The 15,966-nt window shown below is 73.7% G+C and carries 17 protein-coding genes; 11 read left to right on the top strand and 6 right to left on the bottom strand.

From position 1 onward, the window contains the following. The first annotated feature begins 18 nt into the window (after window positions 1-18). The 8 genes from QRX60_RS41165 to QRX60_RS41130 are packed head-to-tail and all read left to right on the top strand — an operon-like array spanning window position 19 to window position 6,292. Window positions 19-1,128, top strand: a complete 1,110-nt coding sequence (locus QRX60_RS41165) for a 4Fe-4S dicluster domain-containing protein (RefSeq protein WP_285996873.1) — start codon at window positions 19-21, stop codon at window positions 1,126-1,128. Beyond that, a complete protein-coding gene (locus tag QRX60_RS41160) occupies window positions 1,115-1,576 on the top strand; it encodes a Crp/Fnr family transcriptional regulator (protein WP_285996872.1) in 462 nt (153 codons plus the stop codon). Before QRX60_RS41165 ends, QRX60_RS41160 begins: the two co-directional genes overlap by 14 nt. After that, a complete protein-coding gene (locus QRX60_RS41155) occupies window positions 1,569-2,390 on the top strand; it encodes an FAD/NAD(P)-binding protein (protein ID WP_285996871.1) in 822 nt (273 codons plus the stop codon). Before QRX60_RS41160 ends, QRX60_RS41155 begins: the two co-directional genes overlap by 8 nt. Before the next feature lies 1 nt (window position 2,391). Then, window positions 2,392-3,162, top strand: coding sequence for an NADH-quinone oxidoreductase subunit B family protein (locus QRX60_RS41150; RefSeq protein WP_285996870.1), 771 nt, complete (start codon window positions 2,392-2,394; stop codon window positions 3,160-3,162). Continuing rightward, window positions 3,159-4,445, top strand: a complete 1,287-nt coding sequence (locus tag QRX60_RS41145) for a Ni/Fe hydrogenase subunit alpha (RefSeq protein ID WP_285996869.1) — start codon at window positions 3,159-3,161, stop codon at window positions 4,443-4,445. The genes QRX60_RS41150 and QRX60_RS41145 overlap by 4 nt, the downstream gene beginning before the upstream one ends. Then, window positions 4,442-4,933, top strand: coding sequence for a hydrogenase maturation protease (locus QRX60_RS41140; RefSeq protein ID WP_285996868.1), 492 nt, complete (start codon window positions 4,442-4,444; stop codon window positions 4,931-4,933). The genes QRX60_RS41145 and QRX60_RS41140 overlap by 4 nt, the downstream gene beginning before the upstream one ends. Window positions 4,934-4,968: 35 nt before the next feature. Continuing rightward, window positions 4,969-5,466, top strand: a complete 498-nt coding sequence (locus tag QRX60_RS41135; protein WP_285996867.1) for a universal stress protein — start codon at window positions 4,969-4,971, stop codon at window positions 5,464-5,466. 7 nt (window positions 5,467-5,473) lie between these two features. Continuing rightward, window positions 5,474-6,292, top strand: a complete 819-nt coding sequence (locus tag QRX60_RS41130; protein WP_285996866.1) for an ATP-binding cassette domain-containing protein — start codon at window positions 5,474-5,476, stop codon at window positions 6,290-6,292. A 124-nt stretch (window positions 6,293-6,416) separates the two neighbouring features. On the opposite strand, the gene QRX60_RS41125 is transcribed toward QRX60_RS41130, so the two are convergent. Then, window positions 6,417-7,667, bottom strand: a complete 1,251-nt coding sequence (locus QRX60_RS41125; protein WP_285996865.1) for an NAD(P)/FAD-dependent oxidoreductase — start codon at window positions 7,665-7,667, stop codon at window positions 6,417-6,419. 215 nt (window positions 7,668-7,882) lie between these two features. Between QRX60_RS41125 and QRX60_RS41120 the strand changes: the two genes are divergently transcribed. Next, window positions 7,883-9,355: a WS/DGAT domain-containing protein gene (locus tag QRX60_RS41120; protein ID WP_285996864.1), complete on the top strand. Its 1,473-nt coding sequence runs from the start codon at window positions 7,883-7,885 to the stop codon at window positions 9,353-9,355. Window positions 9,356-9,453: 98 nt separating this feature from the next. On the opposite strand, the gene QRX60_RS41115 is transcribed toward QRX60_RS41120, so the two are convergent. The 5 genes from QRX60_RS41115 to QRX60_RS41095 are packed head-to-tail and all read right to left on the bottom strand — an operon-like array spanning window position 9,454 to window position 14,330. Continuing rightward, on the bottom strand, window positions 9,454-10,818 hold the full coding sequence (locus QRX60_RS41115) for a wax ester/triacylglycerol synthase family O-acyltransferase (RefSeq protein ID WP_285996863.1): 1,365 nt from the start codon (window positions 10,816-10,818) through the stop codon (window positions 9,454-9,456). Between the two features lie 9 nt (window positions 10,819-10,827). Further along, complete coding sequence (locus QRX60_RS41110; RefSeq protein ID WP_285996862.1) at window positions 10,828-11,514, bottom strand: AMIN-like domain-containing (lipo)protein; 687 nt, start codon at window positions 11,512-11,514, stop codon at window positions 10,828-10,830. Window positions 11,515-11,516: 2 nt separating this feature from the next. Continuing rightward, a complete protein-coding gene (locus QRX60_RS41105; RefSeq protein ID WP_285996861.1) occupies window positions 11,517-11,756 on the bottom strand; it encodes an SHOCT domain-containing protein in 240 nt (79 codons plus the stop codon). Window positions 11,757-11,769: 13 nt separating this feature from the next. After that, window positions 11,770-12,780, bottom strand: coding sequence for an Acg family FMN-binding oxidoreductase (locus QRX60_RS41100; RefSeq protein WP_286003805.1), 1,011 nt, complete (start codon window positions 12,778-12,780; stop codon window positions 11,770-11,772). Next, entirely contained in the window at window positions 12,780-14,330 is a 1,551-nt protein-coding gene (locus QRX60_RS41095) for a bifunctional aminoglycoside phosphotransferase/ATP-binding protein (protein ID WP_285996860.1), read from the bottom strand. The genes QRX60_RS41100 and QRX60_RS41095 overlap by 1 nt, the downstream gene beginning before the upstream one ends. Before the next feature lie 166 nt (window positions 14,331-14,496). On the opposite strand from QRX60_RS41095, the gene QRX60_RS41090 reads away from it, so the two are divergent. Further along, window positions 14,497-15,222, top strand: coding sequence for an ABC transporter ATP-binding protein (locus tag QRX60_RS41090; RefSeq protein ID WP_285996859.1), 726 nt, complete (start codon window positions 14,497-14,499; stop codon window positions 15,220-15,222). After that, window positions 15,219-15,953, top strand: a complete 735-nt coding sequence (locus QRX60_RS41085; RefSeq protein WP_285996858.1) for an ABC transporter permease — start codon at window positions 15,219-15,221, stop codon at window positions 15,951-15,953. The genes QRX60_RS41090 and QRX60_RS41085 overlap by 4 nt, the downstream gene beginning before the upstream one ends. Window positions 15,954-15,966 lie beyond the last annotated feature (13 nt).

Below are 15,966 nucleotides of genomic sequence, written 5' to 3'. Positions count from 1 at the left end.
GCGGCGAAAGGGGAGCCCATGACCGACGGCATCCGCGTGCTCGACCGGCCGGGGCTCGACCGGCTCGTCGAAGTGCTGCGGGCGGAGGGGTACCGGGTCGTGGGCCCGGTGGCCCGCGACGACGCGATCGTCCTGGCCGAGCTGGACTCGGGGGCGGACCTGCCCGCGGGGTGGGGCGTGGAGACCGCGCCCGGCCGCTACCGGCTGCGCCGCCGGGCGGACGCGGCGGTGTTCGGCCATTCGGCGGGACCCCAGTCCTGGAAGCGCTTCCTGCACCCGCCGCACCGGCCGCTGTGGCACACCGGCCCGGACGGCGAGTTCGTCGCCGTGCAGGAAGACCCGCCGCGCTACGCGTTCCTCGGCGTCCGGGCCTGCGACCTGGCGGCGATCTCCGTGCTGGGCACCGTCCTGGCCGCGAGCGGGTCGTTCGCGCGGCGGCGGCAGGGGCTGTTCACGATCGCCGCGAACTGCACCGAACCCGGCGAAGTGTGCTTCTGCGCCTCGATGCGCACCGGGCCCGGCGTGTCCGGGGGCTACGACCTCGCGCTCACCGAACTGCTCGACGACGACGGCCACCGGTTCGTGACCGACGTCGGGTCGGCCGAAGGCGAGCGCGTGCTCGGGCTGGTCACGACCCGCGACGCCGCGGACGGCGAGGTCGCCGGCGCGCGGGCCGGGGTCGAAGCGGCAGCCGCGAAGATGGGCCGCGCGATGCCGCCGGGGGACCTCCGGACGCTGCTGCGGGAGTCGCGCGAGTCGCCCGTCTGGTCCGAGATCGCGAGCCGGTGCCTCACCTGCGGCAACTGCACCATGGTCTGCCCCACCTGCTTCTGCACCACCACCGAGGACGTCACGGACGTGACCGGCGAGCACGCCGGGCGCGCCGAACGCTGGGCGTCCTGTTTCGAACTCGACTTCTCCTACGTGCACGGCGGAAGCGTGCGCGAGTCCGGCGACAGCCGGTACCGGCAGTGGATGAGCCACAAGCTGAGCACCTGGCACGACCAGTTCGGCACCTCCGGCTGTGTCGGCTGCGGCCGCTGCATCGCCTGGTGCCCGGCCGGGATCGACATCACCGCCGAGGCGGCCCGGCTCGCCGCGGAAGGAGCCGGCCATGTCGGCGGTTGACCGCTTCACCGCGCTGCCCCCCTTTTCCCGGCTGACCCCCGCGGAGACCGCCCTGCTGACCCGGGCGACGCGGGAAGTCGCCTTCGCGCCGGGAGAACGCCTGTGCGAGGAAGGCCGCCCGGCCGACCGGCTCTGGGTGCTCGAAAGCGGCCGGGTCGAGGTGGACACCGCGGTGCCCGGCCGGGGCGACGTCGTCGTGCAGGCACTCGGGCCGGGGGAGCTGCTCGGCTGGTCGTGGCTCGTCCCGCCGTACCGCTGGGACTTCGGCGCCCGGGCGGTGACGACCGTGACGGCGGCCGAGCTGGACGGGCGCCTGCTGCGTGAGCTCGCCGACGAGGATCCGGCGTTCGGCTACGCCCTGACCCGCGCGCTGTTCGAGGTCCTGGCCCACCGGCTGCGGGGGACCCGGGCCCGCCTGCTCGACCTGTACCGGAGCGGGCGTGACTGAGCCGATGCTGCCGGTGCCGTACCGGGTCGAGCGGCGCACGGTGCAGACGCGGGACACGGCCACCCTGCGGCTGGTGCCGGCCGGCGACGCCCTGCCGCGGTTCCGGCCCGGCCAGTTCACGATGCTCTACGCGCGGGGGATCGGCGAGGTCGCCATCTCGATCAGCGGCGACCCGTCCACCGAGGACGGTGTCCTCGAGCAGACCGTCCGCGACGTCGGCGCGGTGAGCCACGCCCTGCACGACGCCGGACCGGGCACGGTGCTGGGCGTGCGCGGGCCGTTCGGGCGCGGCTGGGACGTCGAGTCCGCGCGGGGCGGCGACGTCGTCATCGTCGCCGGCGGGGTCGGGCTGGCGCCGCTGCGGCCGGTGGTGCTCGCGGTGCTGGCCGACCGGGCCGCCTACGGCCGCGTCGTCCTGGTCGCCGGCGCCCGGACCCCGGGGGACTTCCTCTACCGCGACGAGTTCGCCGCGTGGGAACCCTCGATCGAGGTGCGCCGCACGGTCGACCAGCCCGCCGACGGCTGGACCGGGGAGGTCGGCTTCGTCACCGAGCCGCTGGCCAGCGTGGGGCCGCTGGCCGCCCGGACGACCGCCTTCCTGTGCGGTCCGGAGCCGATGATGCGCTTCAGCGCGCGAGTGCTGCTGCGGGCCGGGCTCGCCGCCACCGACATCCGCGTGTCGCTCGAACGGAACATGCAGTGCGGTACGGCCCTGTGCGGGCACTGCCAGCTCGGCCCGCTGCTGCTGTGCCGCGACGGTCCGGTCGTGAAGTACGCCGAGGCCGAACCCCTCCTCCTGGTCCGGGAGCTGTGACATGAGCCTGCCCACCCTCGCCGTCTGGAAGTTCGCCTCCTGCGACGGCTGCCAGCTCACCCTGCTCGACTGCGAAGACGAGCTGCTCGCCCTCGCCGGCCGGGTGCGCATCGCCTCCTTCACCGAAGCGTCCAGCGAGGTGCTGCCCGGACCGTACGACGTCTCGCTCGTCGAGGGGTCGATCACCACCCCGGCCGACGAACGGCGGATCCGCGAGGTGCGCGAACAGTCGCGAGTGCTCGTGACGATCGGTGCGTGCGCCACCAGCGGCGGCATCCAGGCGTTGCGGAACTTCGGCGACGTCGCCGAGTTCGCCGCGTCGGTCTACGCGAGCCCGGAGTTCATCTCCACCCTGGGGACCTCGACGCCGATCAGCGCCCACGTGCCGGTGGACTTCGAGCTGCGCGGCTGTCCCATCGACCGGCACCAGCTGCTGGAGACCCTCGGCGCGTTCCTCGCCGGGCGCAAACCGGACCTGCCGGACACCAGCGTGTGCACCGAGTGCAAGCGCCGCGGCCTCACCTGCGTGACGGTCGCCGACGGCACGCCGTGCCTGGGCCCGGTGACGCACGCCGGGTGCGGCGCGCTCTGCCCGGCGCACAACCGCGGCTGCTTCGGCTGTTTCGGGCCGATGGCGAAACCCAACACCGCCGCCCTGCTGCCGATCCTGCGGACGTGCGGGATGGACGAAGCCGCGGTCGGCCGGGTCTTCGCCACGTTCAACGCGGCCGCGCCGGACTTCGCCGCGGTGTCGCGGGAGCGGCGGTCGTGACCGCCCGCCGGCTGGTGGTCAACGCGATCGCCCGGGTCGAAGGCGAAGGCGCGCTGCGGCTGGTCGTCGACGACGGCCGGGTGCACACCGCCGAGCTGAACATCTACGAGCCGCCCCGGTTCTTCGAGGCGCTTCTGCGCGGGCGCGCCTGGACCGAGCCGCCCGACATCACCGCGCGCATCTGCGGGATCTGCCCGGTGGCGTACCAGACGAGCGCGTGCAACGCCCTCGAAGCGGCGTGCGGCGCCGAACTCGACGGCCCGCTGGCCGACCTGCGGCGCCTGCTCTACTGCGGGGAGTGGATCTCGAGCCACGCGCTGCACATCCACCTGCTGCACGCGCCGGACTTCCTCGGGTACCCGGACGGGATCGCGATGGCGGCCGGGCACCGGGAGGCGGTCGAACGCGGTCTCGCGCTCAAGAAGACCGGCAACGCGCTGCTGGAACTGATCGGCGGCCGAGCGATCCACCCGGTGAACGTCCGCGTCGGCGGGTTCTACTCGGTGCCGTCGCGGGCGGACCTCGCCCCGATGCGCGAGCGGCTGCTGGGCGCGCTGGACCAGGCGCGCGAGGTCGTGCGCTGGGTGTCCGGCTTCGACTTCCCGGACCACGAGGTCGGCCACGACCTGCTCTCGGCGCGCGAGCCGGGGCGCTACCCGATCGACCGGGGGACGGTGGTCACGAGCACCGGCGCGGAGTTCCCCGCCGCGGAGTTCCCGGAGCACGTCGTCGAACGGCAGGTCCCGCACTCCACGGCGCTGCACGCGAGCCTCGACGGCCGCCGCTACCTGACCGGGCCGCTCGCCCGGTACTCGCTCAACTCGGCGCTGCTCGGCCCGGTGGCGCGTGAAGCCGCGGCCGAGGCGGGACTGGGCACGGAGTGCCGGAACCCGTTCCGGTCCATTGTGGTCAGAGCGGTCGAAGTGGTGTACGCGGTCGAAGAGGCGATCAGGCTGATCGACGGCTACGAGCGGCCCGACCGGCCCGCCGTCGAGATCACCCCGCGCGCGGGCACCGGGCACGGCGTCAGCGAGGCCCCGCGCGGGCTGCTCTACCACCGGTACACGCTCGACGAGGCCGGGCTCGTCACCGCGGCGGCGATCGTCCCGCCGACTTCGCAGAACCAGGCGGCCATCGAGGACGACCTGTGCCGCCTGGCGGGCACCCGGCTCGACCTGGGCGACGACGCGCTCGCGCTGTTCTGCGAACGGGTGATCCGCAACCACGACCCGTGCATCTCGTGCGCCACCCACTTCCTGGACCTGACGGTGATCCGCCGGTGACGGACGTCGTCATCGGGCTGGGCAACCCGCTGTGCGGTGACGACGGGATCGGCCCGGCGGTCGTCGCCGCGCTGCCGGCGCTGCCCGGGGTCCGCGTGGTGGGGCGGATCGCCGATCCGCTGGCGCTGGTCGACGCCTGGACCGGCGCCGGCCTCGCGGTGGTCGTCGACGCCGTCCGGGGCGCGTTCCCGGCCGGGGAGGTCGTCCGGTGCACGGGGGCGGACGGCCTGCCCGCCGGCGCCGGGCGGGGCGGGCACACGCTCGACGTCGCGGCCGCCGCCCGGCTCGGGCAGGCCCTGGGGCGCTCGCCGCGGCGGCTGGTCGTGCTCGGCGTCGCGGGCGTGGACTTCACGCCGGGCCGGGGGCTCTCGGCGCCGGTCGCCGCGGCGGTCCCGGCCGCGGTCCGGGCCGTGCTCGCGGAAGGCCTTTGGTCATCGCAGATCGGGCAGAACGCCAGGTCCGCGGTGCGGCCGGAAGGAGTTGGCTAGACACCGGAGGGGACTGCGATCCGAGAGGAGCGGTGATGACGGAAACGACCGCGAAGGCCCGCATAGTCGTCGGTGTCGACGGTTCGGACGCGGGCACGGCCGCCCTGGTCTGGGCGGCCGGACAGGCCGAGGCGAGCGGTGCGGAGCTGGACGTCGTGACGGTGTGGCTGCACGACGCGATGCTCGACGACGCTTCGGTGAGCCGGACCCTCGAAGAGGCCCGGCGGGTACACGTCCACGAGCTGGAGAAGATCGTGACCGCCGTGACGAAGGACCACGCCGGCGTGACCGCGCGGTGCTCGGCCCCGGACGGCGATCCCGCGAGCGTCCTGACCGACCGGGCGAAGGGTGCGACGATGCTGGTCGTCGGCAGCCACGGCAAGGGCAAGCTGCGCGAGGTGCTCGCCGGCTCGGTCAGCAGCGCCTGCCTGCGGCACGCGACCTGCCCCGTCGCGGTGATCCCGCCGCCCGCCCACACCCCGGAGACCCTGCTCGGCCGGCAGGTTGCCGAGCTGGCGTCCGGCAAGATCTGAGCCTGCCGTGACCGCCACCGCCCACCGGCCCGCAGAGTTCCCGGCCGCCGCCGAGCCGGCCGGGACACCGCTCCTGCGCGTCCGGGGTGTCACCAAGAAGTTCGGGCCGGTGCAGGCGCTGGCCGGGGTCGACCTCGACGTCCCGGCCGGGCAGGTGACCGCGCTGGTCGGCGACAACGGCGCCGGCAAGTCCGTGCTGATCAAGTGCATCGCGGGCATCCACGTCCCGGACAGCGGCGAGTTCACCTGGGAAGGCCGGCCGGTGCGCATCCGCACCCCGCGTGCGGCGGCCGCGCTCGGCATCGAGACCGTGTACCAGGACCTCGCGCTGTGCGACAACCTCGACATCGTGCAGAACATGTTCCTCGGCCGCGAACACCTGCGGCACGGCACGCTCGACGAGGACCGGATGGAGCTGGCCGCGAAGGAGACTTTGCACAGCCTCGGCGTCACCACGGTGACGTCGGTCCGCCAGCAGGTGGGCTCCCTGTCCGGCGGCCAGCGGCAGGCGGTCGCGATCGCGAAAGCCGTGCTGTGGAACTCGAAGCTGGTGATCATGGACGAGCCGACGGCCGCGCTGGGCGTGCAGCAGACCGAGGTGGTGCTCGGCCTCGTCCAGCGGCTGGCCGAGCGGGGCCTGGGCGTGATCGTCGTGTCGCACAACATGAACGACGTCTTCGACGTGGCCGACCGCATCGCGGTCCTGTACCTGGGCCGGATGGCGGGTGTGTTCACCACCGCCGAGCTCACCAAGGAATCGGTCGTCGACCTGATGACGGCGGGCCGCTCCGACCGCTGGGCCGGGGAGGCCGGAATCGCTTCATGACCGGCTCGTCCCGGCCAGCCGGGCGTCGGCTCGAGGTCGTCGCACGGCCGTGGTGTCATGAATGACCCATTCACCTCGTCCGAGGACAGGAATGAGTCATTCAAGACACCACGGCCGCCGGGTCTCAGCGCGTCAGCCAGCGGGTCGCGCCGCGCACGCCCAGCGCCATGACGTCCCAGCCGGTCCCCGCGTGCACCGGCAGCCCGGCGCGGAAGCGGCCCGGTACATAGGTGCCGAGGGCCTTCTTGCCCAGCCGCCACGCCGGCGAAGTGCCGACGCGGTACGCCTCGGCGGCCGCCGGATCGACCACCACCGAATCACCGGTGACCGCCAGCGGGACCTGCGCGAACGTCGCGTTGTCGAACATCTCCAGCACGCACATGCTCACCGGTTCGAACCCGGGGCCGGGCAGGTGGGCGCCGGCGTCGGCGGCGATCTGCCCGGCGACCGCCTGCGCCTGCAGCAGCGCGAGGAACGCCTGTTTCACCGGGAAGTCCCCGGCGTCGCCGGGCGCGTAGACGCCCGGGTTCCCGAGCACCTCGCGCGTGCTCGCGTCGCAGGAAAGGAAGCCGCGGTCGTCGGCCGGCAGCCCCTCGAAGCGCTGCGCCGCGACGTGCGGCGGGAACGCCACCAGGAGGTCGAACTCCTGCGCGGTTCCGTCGGTGTAGGCGACCTCGAGCTCGCTCACCTTGTCGGGGACGGCCCCGGTGCGCCCGTCGATGCCGCGCTTCGCGAACTCCGCGGCGACGACGCCGTGCAGCTTCGGGCCGAACGCCTGCACGTAACCCTGCTCGAACGTGGTGAACGCCAGCTGGACGTTGTCGCGGACGCCGCGGCGGCGCAGCCACGTGTCGAGCATCAGGGCGATCTCGTACAGCGGTCCGGCGCACTTGTTGTTCGGCGGCACCAGGAACAGGACCTGCTGGAGCCGGCCGTGCGCGGCGTGGCGGACGACCCACTGCAGCTGCTCGCCCAGCGCGTGCAGCCGGCCGGGGGACCAGACCGTGTGGGCGTGCTCGGCGAGGCCGGGCACCTCCTCCGGGCGCATCGCGGCACCGGTGGCGAGCACGAGGTTGTCGTAGGGGACCTCGCCGCGTGAGGTGTGCACGACGCCGCGGCCGGTGTCGACACCTTCGGCGGTCGCGATGTGGGTGTCGATCTCGCGGCGCCGCAACGCTTTCCCCAGCGGCACGTGCAGCGGCGCTTCGGCGGCCCCGAAGGGCAGGTAGATGCTGTTGGGCCGGAACAGGAAGTCGTCACGGTCGGAGACCAGGGTGAGCCGGACGCGGTCCGGGTTCGCCTGCGCGCGCAACGCGAACGCGGTCTCCAGGCCGGCGAACCCGCTGCCCAGTACTACGACATGGTTGGGGGACATGCGTTTCCTCCGAGGCGCCCGGGGTGGTTCGGCAGAGACCTCCACGATGCCGCGGCAGCGGGGGACCGGGGCAGGGGAAATCGTCCGCGCCCACGGGTGACTTCCGGCCCTTTCCCGGATCCGGCGCGGGTCGCAGAGTGAAGGTGAGCCGGTGTGACGGGAGTGTGGCGACCATGGTGGCGAATACGCGGAACCCGGCCGGGCCGCATCGGCGGATGCCCGCGCAGGACAGCCTGTGGCTGCAGCTGGACCGGCCCGAGAACCTGATGCTCGTCACGTCCGTGCTGTGGACGAAGACCCCGGTGGACCCGGCGCGGCTGCGGTCGGTGGTGTCGGACCGTTTGCTGGCCCGCTATCCGGTGTACCTGCAGCGGGCCGTGCGGCACGGCCGCGCCATCACCTGGGAAACCGATCCCGACTTCGACCTCGGTGACCACGTCCTGGTGCAGGACCTGCCCGCGCCCGCGGACCAGGCGGCGCTGCAGGAGTTCGTCGCCGCCCGGCGGAGCAGCCCGCTCGACCCGAATCGTCCACTGTGGACCATCGACCTGCTGCAAGGCTACCGTGGTGGCAGCGCGCTGATCAGCCGCACCCACCACGCGATGGCCGACGGGATCCGGCTGACGCAGGTGCTGTTCAGCCTCCTGGACCCGATCGAGGGGCAAACCGCACCGCACGCGAAGGTCGGCGGTGCCGGACCGCACCGGGAAGCCGTCGCCCAGCCGGTGGTCCGCCTCGGCGCGGCCATGCTGCGCGCGCTCGGCGACAGCGGGGCGAAGGCACAACAGCGCGCCGCTCGCGTGCATCCGGTGCTGGAGACCGCGGTGGCGCTGCCGGTACTCGGCGCGACCGCGGCCGTGGGCGCGACCGGCGCGGTCGCCGGGTTCCTGGCCGCGGCGTTGGCTGGCGGCCCGCGCAGCGTGGTCGACGCGGTCGCCGGCGCGGCGACGACGATCTGGCACAGCGCCACCGGGACCGCGGACCTGCTCGGTCCCTCCACCGCCACCGGGCTGTGGGACGGCGAGCCGGGCGTCGAGAAGACCGCCGCCTGGGGCGAGCCGATCCCGCTGGACGAGCTGGCGCGGATCGGCCACGACACCGGGACGACGGTCAACGACGTCTGCACCGCGCTCGTCGCCGGCGCGCTCGACCGGTACTTCACCGAGCACGCCACCGCCCGGCCCGGGCCGAACGACCTCGGCTGGCTGATCCCGGTGAGCCTGTCCTCCTTCGACGACGGGCTGCCGGCCACCCTGGGCAACCACTTCTCGCTCGTGCTGGCCCAGCTCCCGCTCGGGCGCCGGACGTTCGCCGAGCGCCTCGCCGAGGTGCACCGCCGGGTCGCCCGCATCCGCGATTCGTTCGAGCCGGTGCTGACCTTCGGCGTGCAGTACGCCATCGCGCAGAGCCCGGAATCGCTCGGCACGGCGATGAGCAGGTTCTTCGCCGGCAAGGCCGTCGGGGTCCTGACGAACGTGCCGGGCCCGCGAGCACCGATGACGCTGGCCGGCGCGCCGGTCGAAGGCATCGTCGGCTGGGCGCCGTGCAGCGCGCGGCAGGCGATCACGATCTGCATCTTCAGCTACGCCGGGCAGGTGCGGTTCGGCTTCGGCACGGACCGCAAGCTGATCCCGGACCCGGAGGCGCTGGTCGCCGGACTGGCCGCGGAGTTCGAGACGGCCCGGTAGCCGTGGTCACGCGGCCGCGGATGTCGTGAATGACCCATTCACCTCGTCCGAGGACAGGAATGAGTCATTCACGACATCCGCGCACCCCTTCGCCCCACTCAGGCGACGGCGTCGCGCAGGGTCTGGACTTCGCGTTCGATCGCCTTGGCGAGCACGCCGATCTCCGGCACGGTGCCGGCGTCGGAGGTGATCCCGAACGTGACCCGCCCGGCGTAGCTGAGCATCGCCACCCCGGTCCGCACCCGCAGCGCGATCGGGACGTACGGGTAGATCTCGACGATCGGCCGCCCGACCGCGGACAGCGGTTCGGCCGGGCCGCGCACGTTGGTCGTGACGGTGACGATGTTGCGCTGCGGCAGGTGCGCGGCGGCGCGGATCGCCCAGGCGACCGGTGCGAACGGCTCCTGGGCGGCCGACGCGGTGATCAGCGCGCCGGCGTCGGCCTCCTTGCCCGCCTTGAGCGCGACGAGCCGCTCGCGCACCCGGACCAGCCGCTGCACGGGGTCGGCGAGGTCGACCGGCAGCAGCGGCAGCAGGAGCGAGACCTCGTTGTCCAGTGAGGATCCGAGCCGGACGGAGACCGGCACCAGGGTGCGCACGGAGTCCGCGGCCGGGGTTTCCCCGCGGTGCAGCAGGAGTTCGCGGAAGCCGCCGGTGATGGCGGCGAGCAGGATGTCGTTCACCGTGACGCCGAACCCGACGGCCGCGACCTTGACGTCGGCCAGGGCCACGGTGGCGGTCGCGTACCGCCGGTCCTGCCCGAGCGGCCCGGTCAGCGGCGTCGGGGACGCGGGCAGCAGCGCCGAAGTCAGCGCGGCGAGGCCGCGTGCGGCGTCGCTCAGCCGGCGGGCCAGCTGGTTCGGGTGCAGCAGCTGCCCGGCGATCAGGCGCGCCTGGTCCCACGGGTTCCGCAGCAGCGCGCCGGCCGCCTCCAGCAGGAGCCGGGCCGAGCCGGGGTCGGGCGCTTCCTCGCGCCGCGCGGGCTTGTCGGGCGGGGTGTCCCCGAAGAGGATCGTCTGCACGTGGGTCGCCGCGAGGCCGTCGGCCAGCGCGTGGTGCAGCTTGGACAGGATCGCCCAGCGGCCGTCCGGCAGGCCTTCGATGACCCAGAACTCCCACAGCGGCCGGTCCCGCTCGAGCCGTTCGCTCATGAGGAGCGCGACGAGGTCGCAGAGCGCCGCCTCGTCGTGCGGCGGCGGGAGCGCGATCCGGCCGAAGTGGGCGGCCGGGTCGAAGTCCGGATCGTCGACCCAGGCCGGCGGCCCGAGGTCGAACGGCACCATGCGGACCTTCTGGTGGTAGCGCGGAATCCCGTCCACCCGGGCGAGCACGGCCGCCACGAACTCGTCCTGGTCGGGGACGGGCCCCTCGGCGATGGCGACCGAGGCGATGGCGAGCGACGAGCTGGGGTCTTCGTCCTCGATTTCGAGGAAGGCGGCGTCGAGCGGGCTGAGCCGGTCCATGACGTCCTTTCAGTGCGCGATGTCGACGACCACCCGGCGGATCGCGTCCCGGGGGTCCACCTGGGTGAAGACGCGGAAGGGCAGCTTCGCGCGCACGCCGACGGCGAACGTGCTCTGGCCTTCGAAGGAACCGGCGAAGCGCACGGCCCGCAGGGCCGGCCAGCCCGGTGTGGTCACCAGGGTGTCGCCGGTCGCGGCGAGCACCCGGCCGGGCTGGTGCCCGGAGTCGTCGGTGCCGAGCGCGGGTGCCCGGACGACGACTTCCAGGGCCGCACCACCGGGAACCGGCAGCGGGTCGCCCTTCGGGTCGGAGGTGACGACCGTGACGTAGCGGACCACGTACCCGGCCTCCGCCGGGCCGTTGACGTCGAACACCACCCGATCGAAGCAGTCGTGGCGGCCGGCCCGGACGAGGTACAGCGCGTCCCGGCTCATCGTGGCGGAACTCCGCGCTTCGGTGCTCCAGCGCGAGGTCGCCGCGCAGGACGGCGTCGCCGGTGGCGGCGTGGCCGGCGGTGACGTCGTCGTGCGCGGGGGCGTCGTGGTCGTGGCCGGTGCGGGCGTCGTCGTCGCGGCGCTCGGCGGCGTGGTGGCCGCCGAGGTGCTGCCCGGCGCCGGTGCCGCACCTTGGTCGCTCCCGCAGCCGGCGAGGACCAACCCGCACACGAGGGCCGTGAGGGTCGCCTTGGCGCGCATGGTCAGCTCGCTCGCGTCAGCGCGTCACGCCGGCGTTCGTACTCCTCCTGGTCGATCTCGCCGCGCGCGAACCGCTCGTCGAGGATCCGCCGGGCGGTGTCGCCCGGCCCCGGCGGCTGCGGCGCCCGGCGCCCGAGAACGACGGCGAGGGTGACCAGCGAAGCCAGCACGAGCACCAGCAGCACGAGCATGCCGATGCCACCGAACCAGCCCATGGCTCCGAAGTTGTGCCAGTACGGCATGACAGGGTCCTTTCTAGCGTGCCTGGAAGTGCCTCGGGGGAGCCTCGAGCGGCTGCAGCACGTCGGCGAGGTCACGGCGCGGCGTGGCGGGCAGCGGGTCGGCGTTGGCGGGTGCCCAGCCGATGCGCAGCACCATCTGCGGGAACGAGCCGCCGGTGACGCGGTCGATCACGGTCTCGCGGACGTCCGGGAGCTCGAGCGGCTCGGTCAGCGGGCAGGAGGACAGGCCGAAGGCGTTGGCGGTCAGCAGGACGGCGCTCGTCGCCTCGCCCGCGCGCAGCCGCGACATCCGGTCGTCGGAGGCGGTGCTCAGCACCAGCAGCACGGTTTCGTCGTCTTCGGCCTTGGCATCGGGCGGCTGGGGCAGGAGCGGGTCGGCGAACGGGCGGCCCCGCAGCGCACCCGGGGTGTCGTCCGGCGCCGGGGTGTTGCGGGCCGGGACCCCGTCGGGCGAAACGTGCCGTCCGCTCCAGGCGGCCAGCTCGGTGCGGTAGGCCGGGTCGGCTTCGTGCCGCCGCGACGCTTCCTCGGTGGCGGTCGCCAGGTAGTAGCGCGCCGAGTTCTCGGCCACCTGCAGCACGGTGCCTTCCAGCGCCGCGGCCTTGGCCATGGCTTCGACGTGCCCGCGGGGCACGGCCCACGAGCTGTGCCGCCGCCGGTCGGTGCGGCGCCGGGGGATCGCCGCGGCCATCGCGATCTCGTCCTGCGACGGCTCGCGCCGCCGCAGCGTGATCGCCGCGAGGTGGTCGGGCTCGTCCGGGTTGGGCAGCCGGCGCACGTCGGTGGCCCAACCGAGCGCGGCGAAACCCACCCGGAGGTGGTGCAGGGCCGCACCACAGCTGAGGATCAGGTCGCGGCCGTCCGGGTCGGTTTCGGGCAGCAGCCGGTCGGGGTCTGCGTACAGGTGCAGCGAACTGTGCCCGATCCGCCAGTACCACGGCTGGGAGTTGTGCACCGACGGCGCACGGACCGCCATGGCCACCGCGGTCTTGACGGTGAAATCGTCGGGAAGTCCTCGCTCCATCATCGGCCTGCCTCGTGGTCGGGGTGTGCTACCGGTTCGACCCTCGCACCGCGCGCCCTGCCGTCGGCAGGGCCGGAATGCCTCTCGGCGGGGGACTTTCGGTGCTCGGGCACCAGGGCCGCCACCGCCCGCAGGAGCGACTCCCGCGGCGTTCCGGTGGTGGTCAGCAGGTGCGCCTCGGGCCACGGGTCGGCGTCGGCGGCCATCCGGTGCGCGATCTGCGGTGTGGCATCGGAAAGCTCCGGTGTCCGGGTGGTGATCCGGTGCACCGCGACGGGTTCCGGCACCTCGCACCGCACGGCGAGCACCGGGCTGCTCGCCCGTTCGGCGGCGCCCGCGGCGAGCCTGCGGTGCCGGGCGGCGGACCAGGACGCGTCCAGCACGACGGTTTCCCCGATCGACAGCAGCGCACCCGCGCGGCGCGCGAGCTCGGCGTAGGTCGAGTCGGTGTGCGTGGTGTCGTAGAGGCCCTGCCGGTACCCCTCGGCGGGGCGCGGGGCCGGGGTCAGCCCCGCCAGTTCCTTGCGCAGCCGGTCGGACTGCAGCAGGGTCGCGCCGAGCCAGTCGGCGAGGCCGGCGGCGATCGTGGACTTGCCGGTGCCGGGGGCGCCGCCGACGAGGATCAGCCGGACCCGGCCGAGGCGCAGGTGCCGCAGCGCGATGCCGGCGTAGTCACGGGCCAGTTCCGCGGCCTCGGGGTCGCCCTGCGCCGCACGCAGGCAGGCGACCTTGACCCGGACGAACGCGCGGTAGGCGAGGTAGTGGTGCAGCAGCGCCGGGGGAGCGGGGTCACCGGAGAACTCGCGGTAGGCGGCGACGAGCTGCGCGGCCGGTTCCGGGGCGCCGAGCCGTTCGAGGTCCATCGCGAGGAAGGCGACGTCGTCGAGCACGTCGACGTGCCGGAGGTGGTCGTCGAACTCCAGGCAGTCGAGCACGCGCGGGCCGTCGGGCAGGCAGAAGATGTCGTCGGCGAGCAGGTCGCCGTGGCCGTCGACGACGTGGCCCTCGGCGATCCGGTGGTCGAACAGCGGCTCGCGGCCGGCGAGGAACTCCTCGGTGAGGGCTTCGATCTCGATCGCGGTGGCCGGGTCGAGCACGGTGCCGTGGAAGGGCCGCACCTGCGCGAAGCTGGCCCGCCACCGGTCCCGGACGGCGTCGCGGGTCTCGTCGGCGTCGACCCCGGGACCGCGGGCGGCCCGCGCGTGGAAGGTGGCGAGCTGCCGGGCCAGCGCCCGGATCGCCGCCGCGAGCGGCGCGCCGCGGCGGACCAGGGTGGAGAGCCGCCGGTCTTCGGGCATCCGGCGCATGACGACGAGGTGGTCGCACACCGAGCCGTCCGGCCCGGTGACGTCGGAGACGCCGAGGTAGACGTCCGGCGCCAGCCGCCGGTTCAGCTCCACCTCCCGGTGGCACACCCGTTCGCGGGTCTCGCGCGCGGAGAAGTCGAGGAAGCCGAGGTCGACCGGCTTCTTGAGCTTGTAGGCGAGATCTCCCACGAGGAAGACCGCGCCGATGTGGGTCTCGTGCACAGCGGCCCAGGGTGTGTCCATGCTTCGAGGATCGGCGTCCGGCGGACGCCCGGCGAAGGGCGTTAGGTCCCCGGCCGGACGCCGGAAGTCCCCGGCCGGGGACGAAAGTCACCGCGAAGCGGGACCGGGGGCACCTGACCCGGTGGCCGGGAGCGCACACCATGGAGGCCGACGGAAGGAGCACGCCGTGGACGAACCGGCGATCGTCGTCGAGGGCCTGCGTGTCCGCCGCGGCGGACAGGCGGCCCTGCGCGACATCGGCTGCGCGGTCCGGCGCGGCACCGTGACGGGCCTGCTGGGCCCCAACGGCTGCGGCAAGAGCACGCTGATGCGCTCGATCGTCGGCGTGCAGATCGTCGAGTCGGGTTCGGTGACCGTGCTCGGGCGTCCCGCCGGCAGCCCGGAGCTGCGGCGGCGGATCGGTTACGCCACGCAGGAACCGGCGATCTACGCCGATCTCACGGTGACCGAGGCCCTGCGCTACTTCGCCGCGGTGCTCGGCACCAGTCCGTCCGATGTGGACCGCGTGATCGCGGAGACCGGCCTGGAAGCCTCGGCCGGCGTGCTGGTCGGCCGGCTCTCCGGCGGCCAGCGCGGCCGGGCCAACCTGGCCGTCGCGCTGCTGGGCACCCCCGAACTGCTGGTGCTCGACGAGCCGACCGTCGGGTCCGACCCGGAACTGCGCGACGAGCTCTGGAAGCTCTTCCACGGCTTGGCCGCGGCCGGCGTCACCCTGCTGATCTCCAGCCACGTCATGGACGAGGCCGCCCGCTGCGACGAGCTCCTCCTGCTGCACCAAGGGAAACTGCTCGCCCAGGACACCCCGGAGGGGCTGCGGGCGCGGACCGGCGCGGACGATCTCGAGCAGGCTTTCCTGCGGCTGATCAAGGGCCGGGAAGGAGCGACGCGGTGAGCGCCTCGATCACGATCGCCACGACCCGCCGGATCCTCACCCAGCTGCGGCACGACCCGCGCACGGTCGCGCTCATCATCGGCGTGCCCAGCCTGCTGATGATCCTGCTGCGCTACGTCCTGAACTCCGAGCGGCAGTTCAGCGGGATCGCCCCGGCGCTGCTCGGCATCTTCCCGTTCACGATCATGTTCCTGCTCACCTCGATCACCACCCTGCGGGAGCGCACCACCGGCACGTTCGAACGCCTGATGACGCTGCCGATCGGCAAGCTCGACCTGCTCTTCGGCTACGCGCTGGCGTTCGGCCTGCTCGCGACGCTCCAGGTGCTCGTCGCCGCCGGGATCTCCCTGACCTGGCTGGGCCTCGACATCGCCGGGTCGGTCTGGACGCTGCTGCTCATCGTCGTGCTGGACGCGCTCCTCGGGACCGCGCTCGGGCTGTTCGTCAGCGCGTTCGCCCGCACCGAGTTCCAGGCGATCCAGTTCCTGCCCGTGTTCGTGCTGCCGCAGTTCCTGCTCTGCGGGCTCTTCGTGCCGCGCGACTCGATGGGCTGGGTGCTCAACGCGATCTCGGACGTCCTCCCGCTGTCCTACGCGGTGGACGCCCTCACCCACGTGACCCGCTCCGACACGATCGACGGGACGCTGGTCCGCAACGTCGCGATCATCGCCGGCTGCGCGGTGCTCGCCCTGCTGCTGGGCGCGGCCACCCTGCGCCGCCGCACCCCCTGAACCCGGGACGTTG

It is taken from the genome of Amycolatopsis mongoliensis (assembly GCF_030285665.1).
Lineage (GTDB): Bacteria > Actinomycetota > Actinomycetes > Mycobacteriales > Pseudonocardiaceae > Amycolatopsis > Amycolatopsis mongoliensis.
This window is presented reverse-complemented; position numbering and strand designations above follow the sequence as displayed.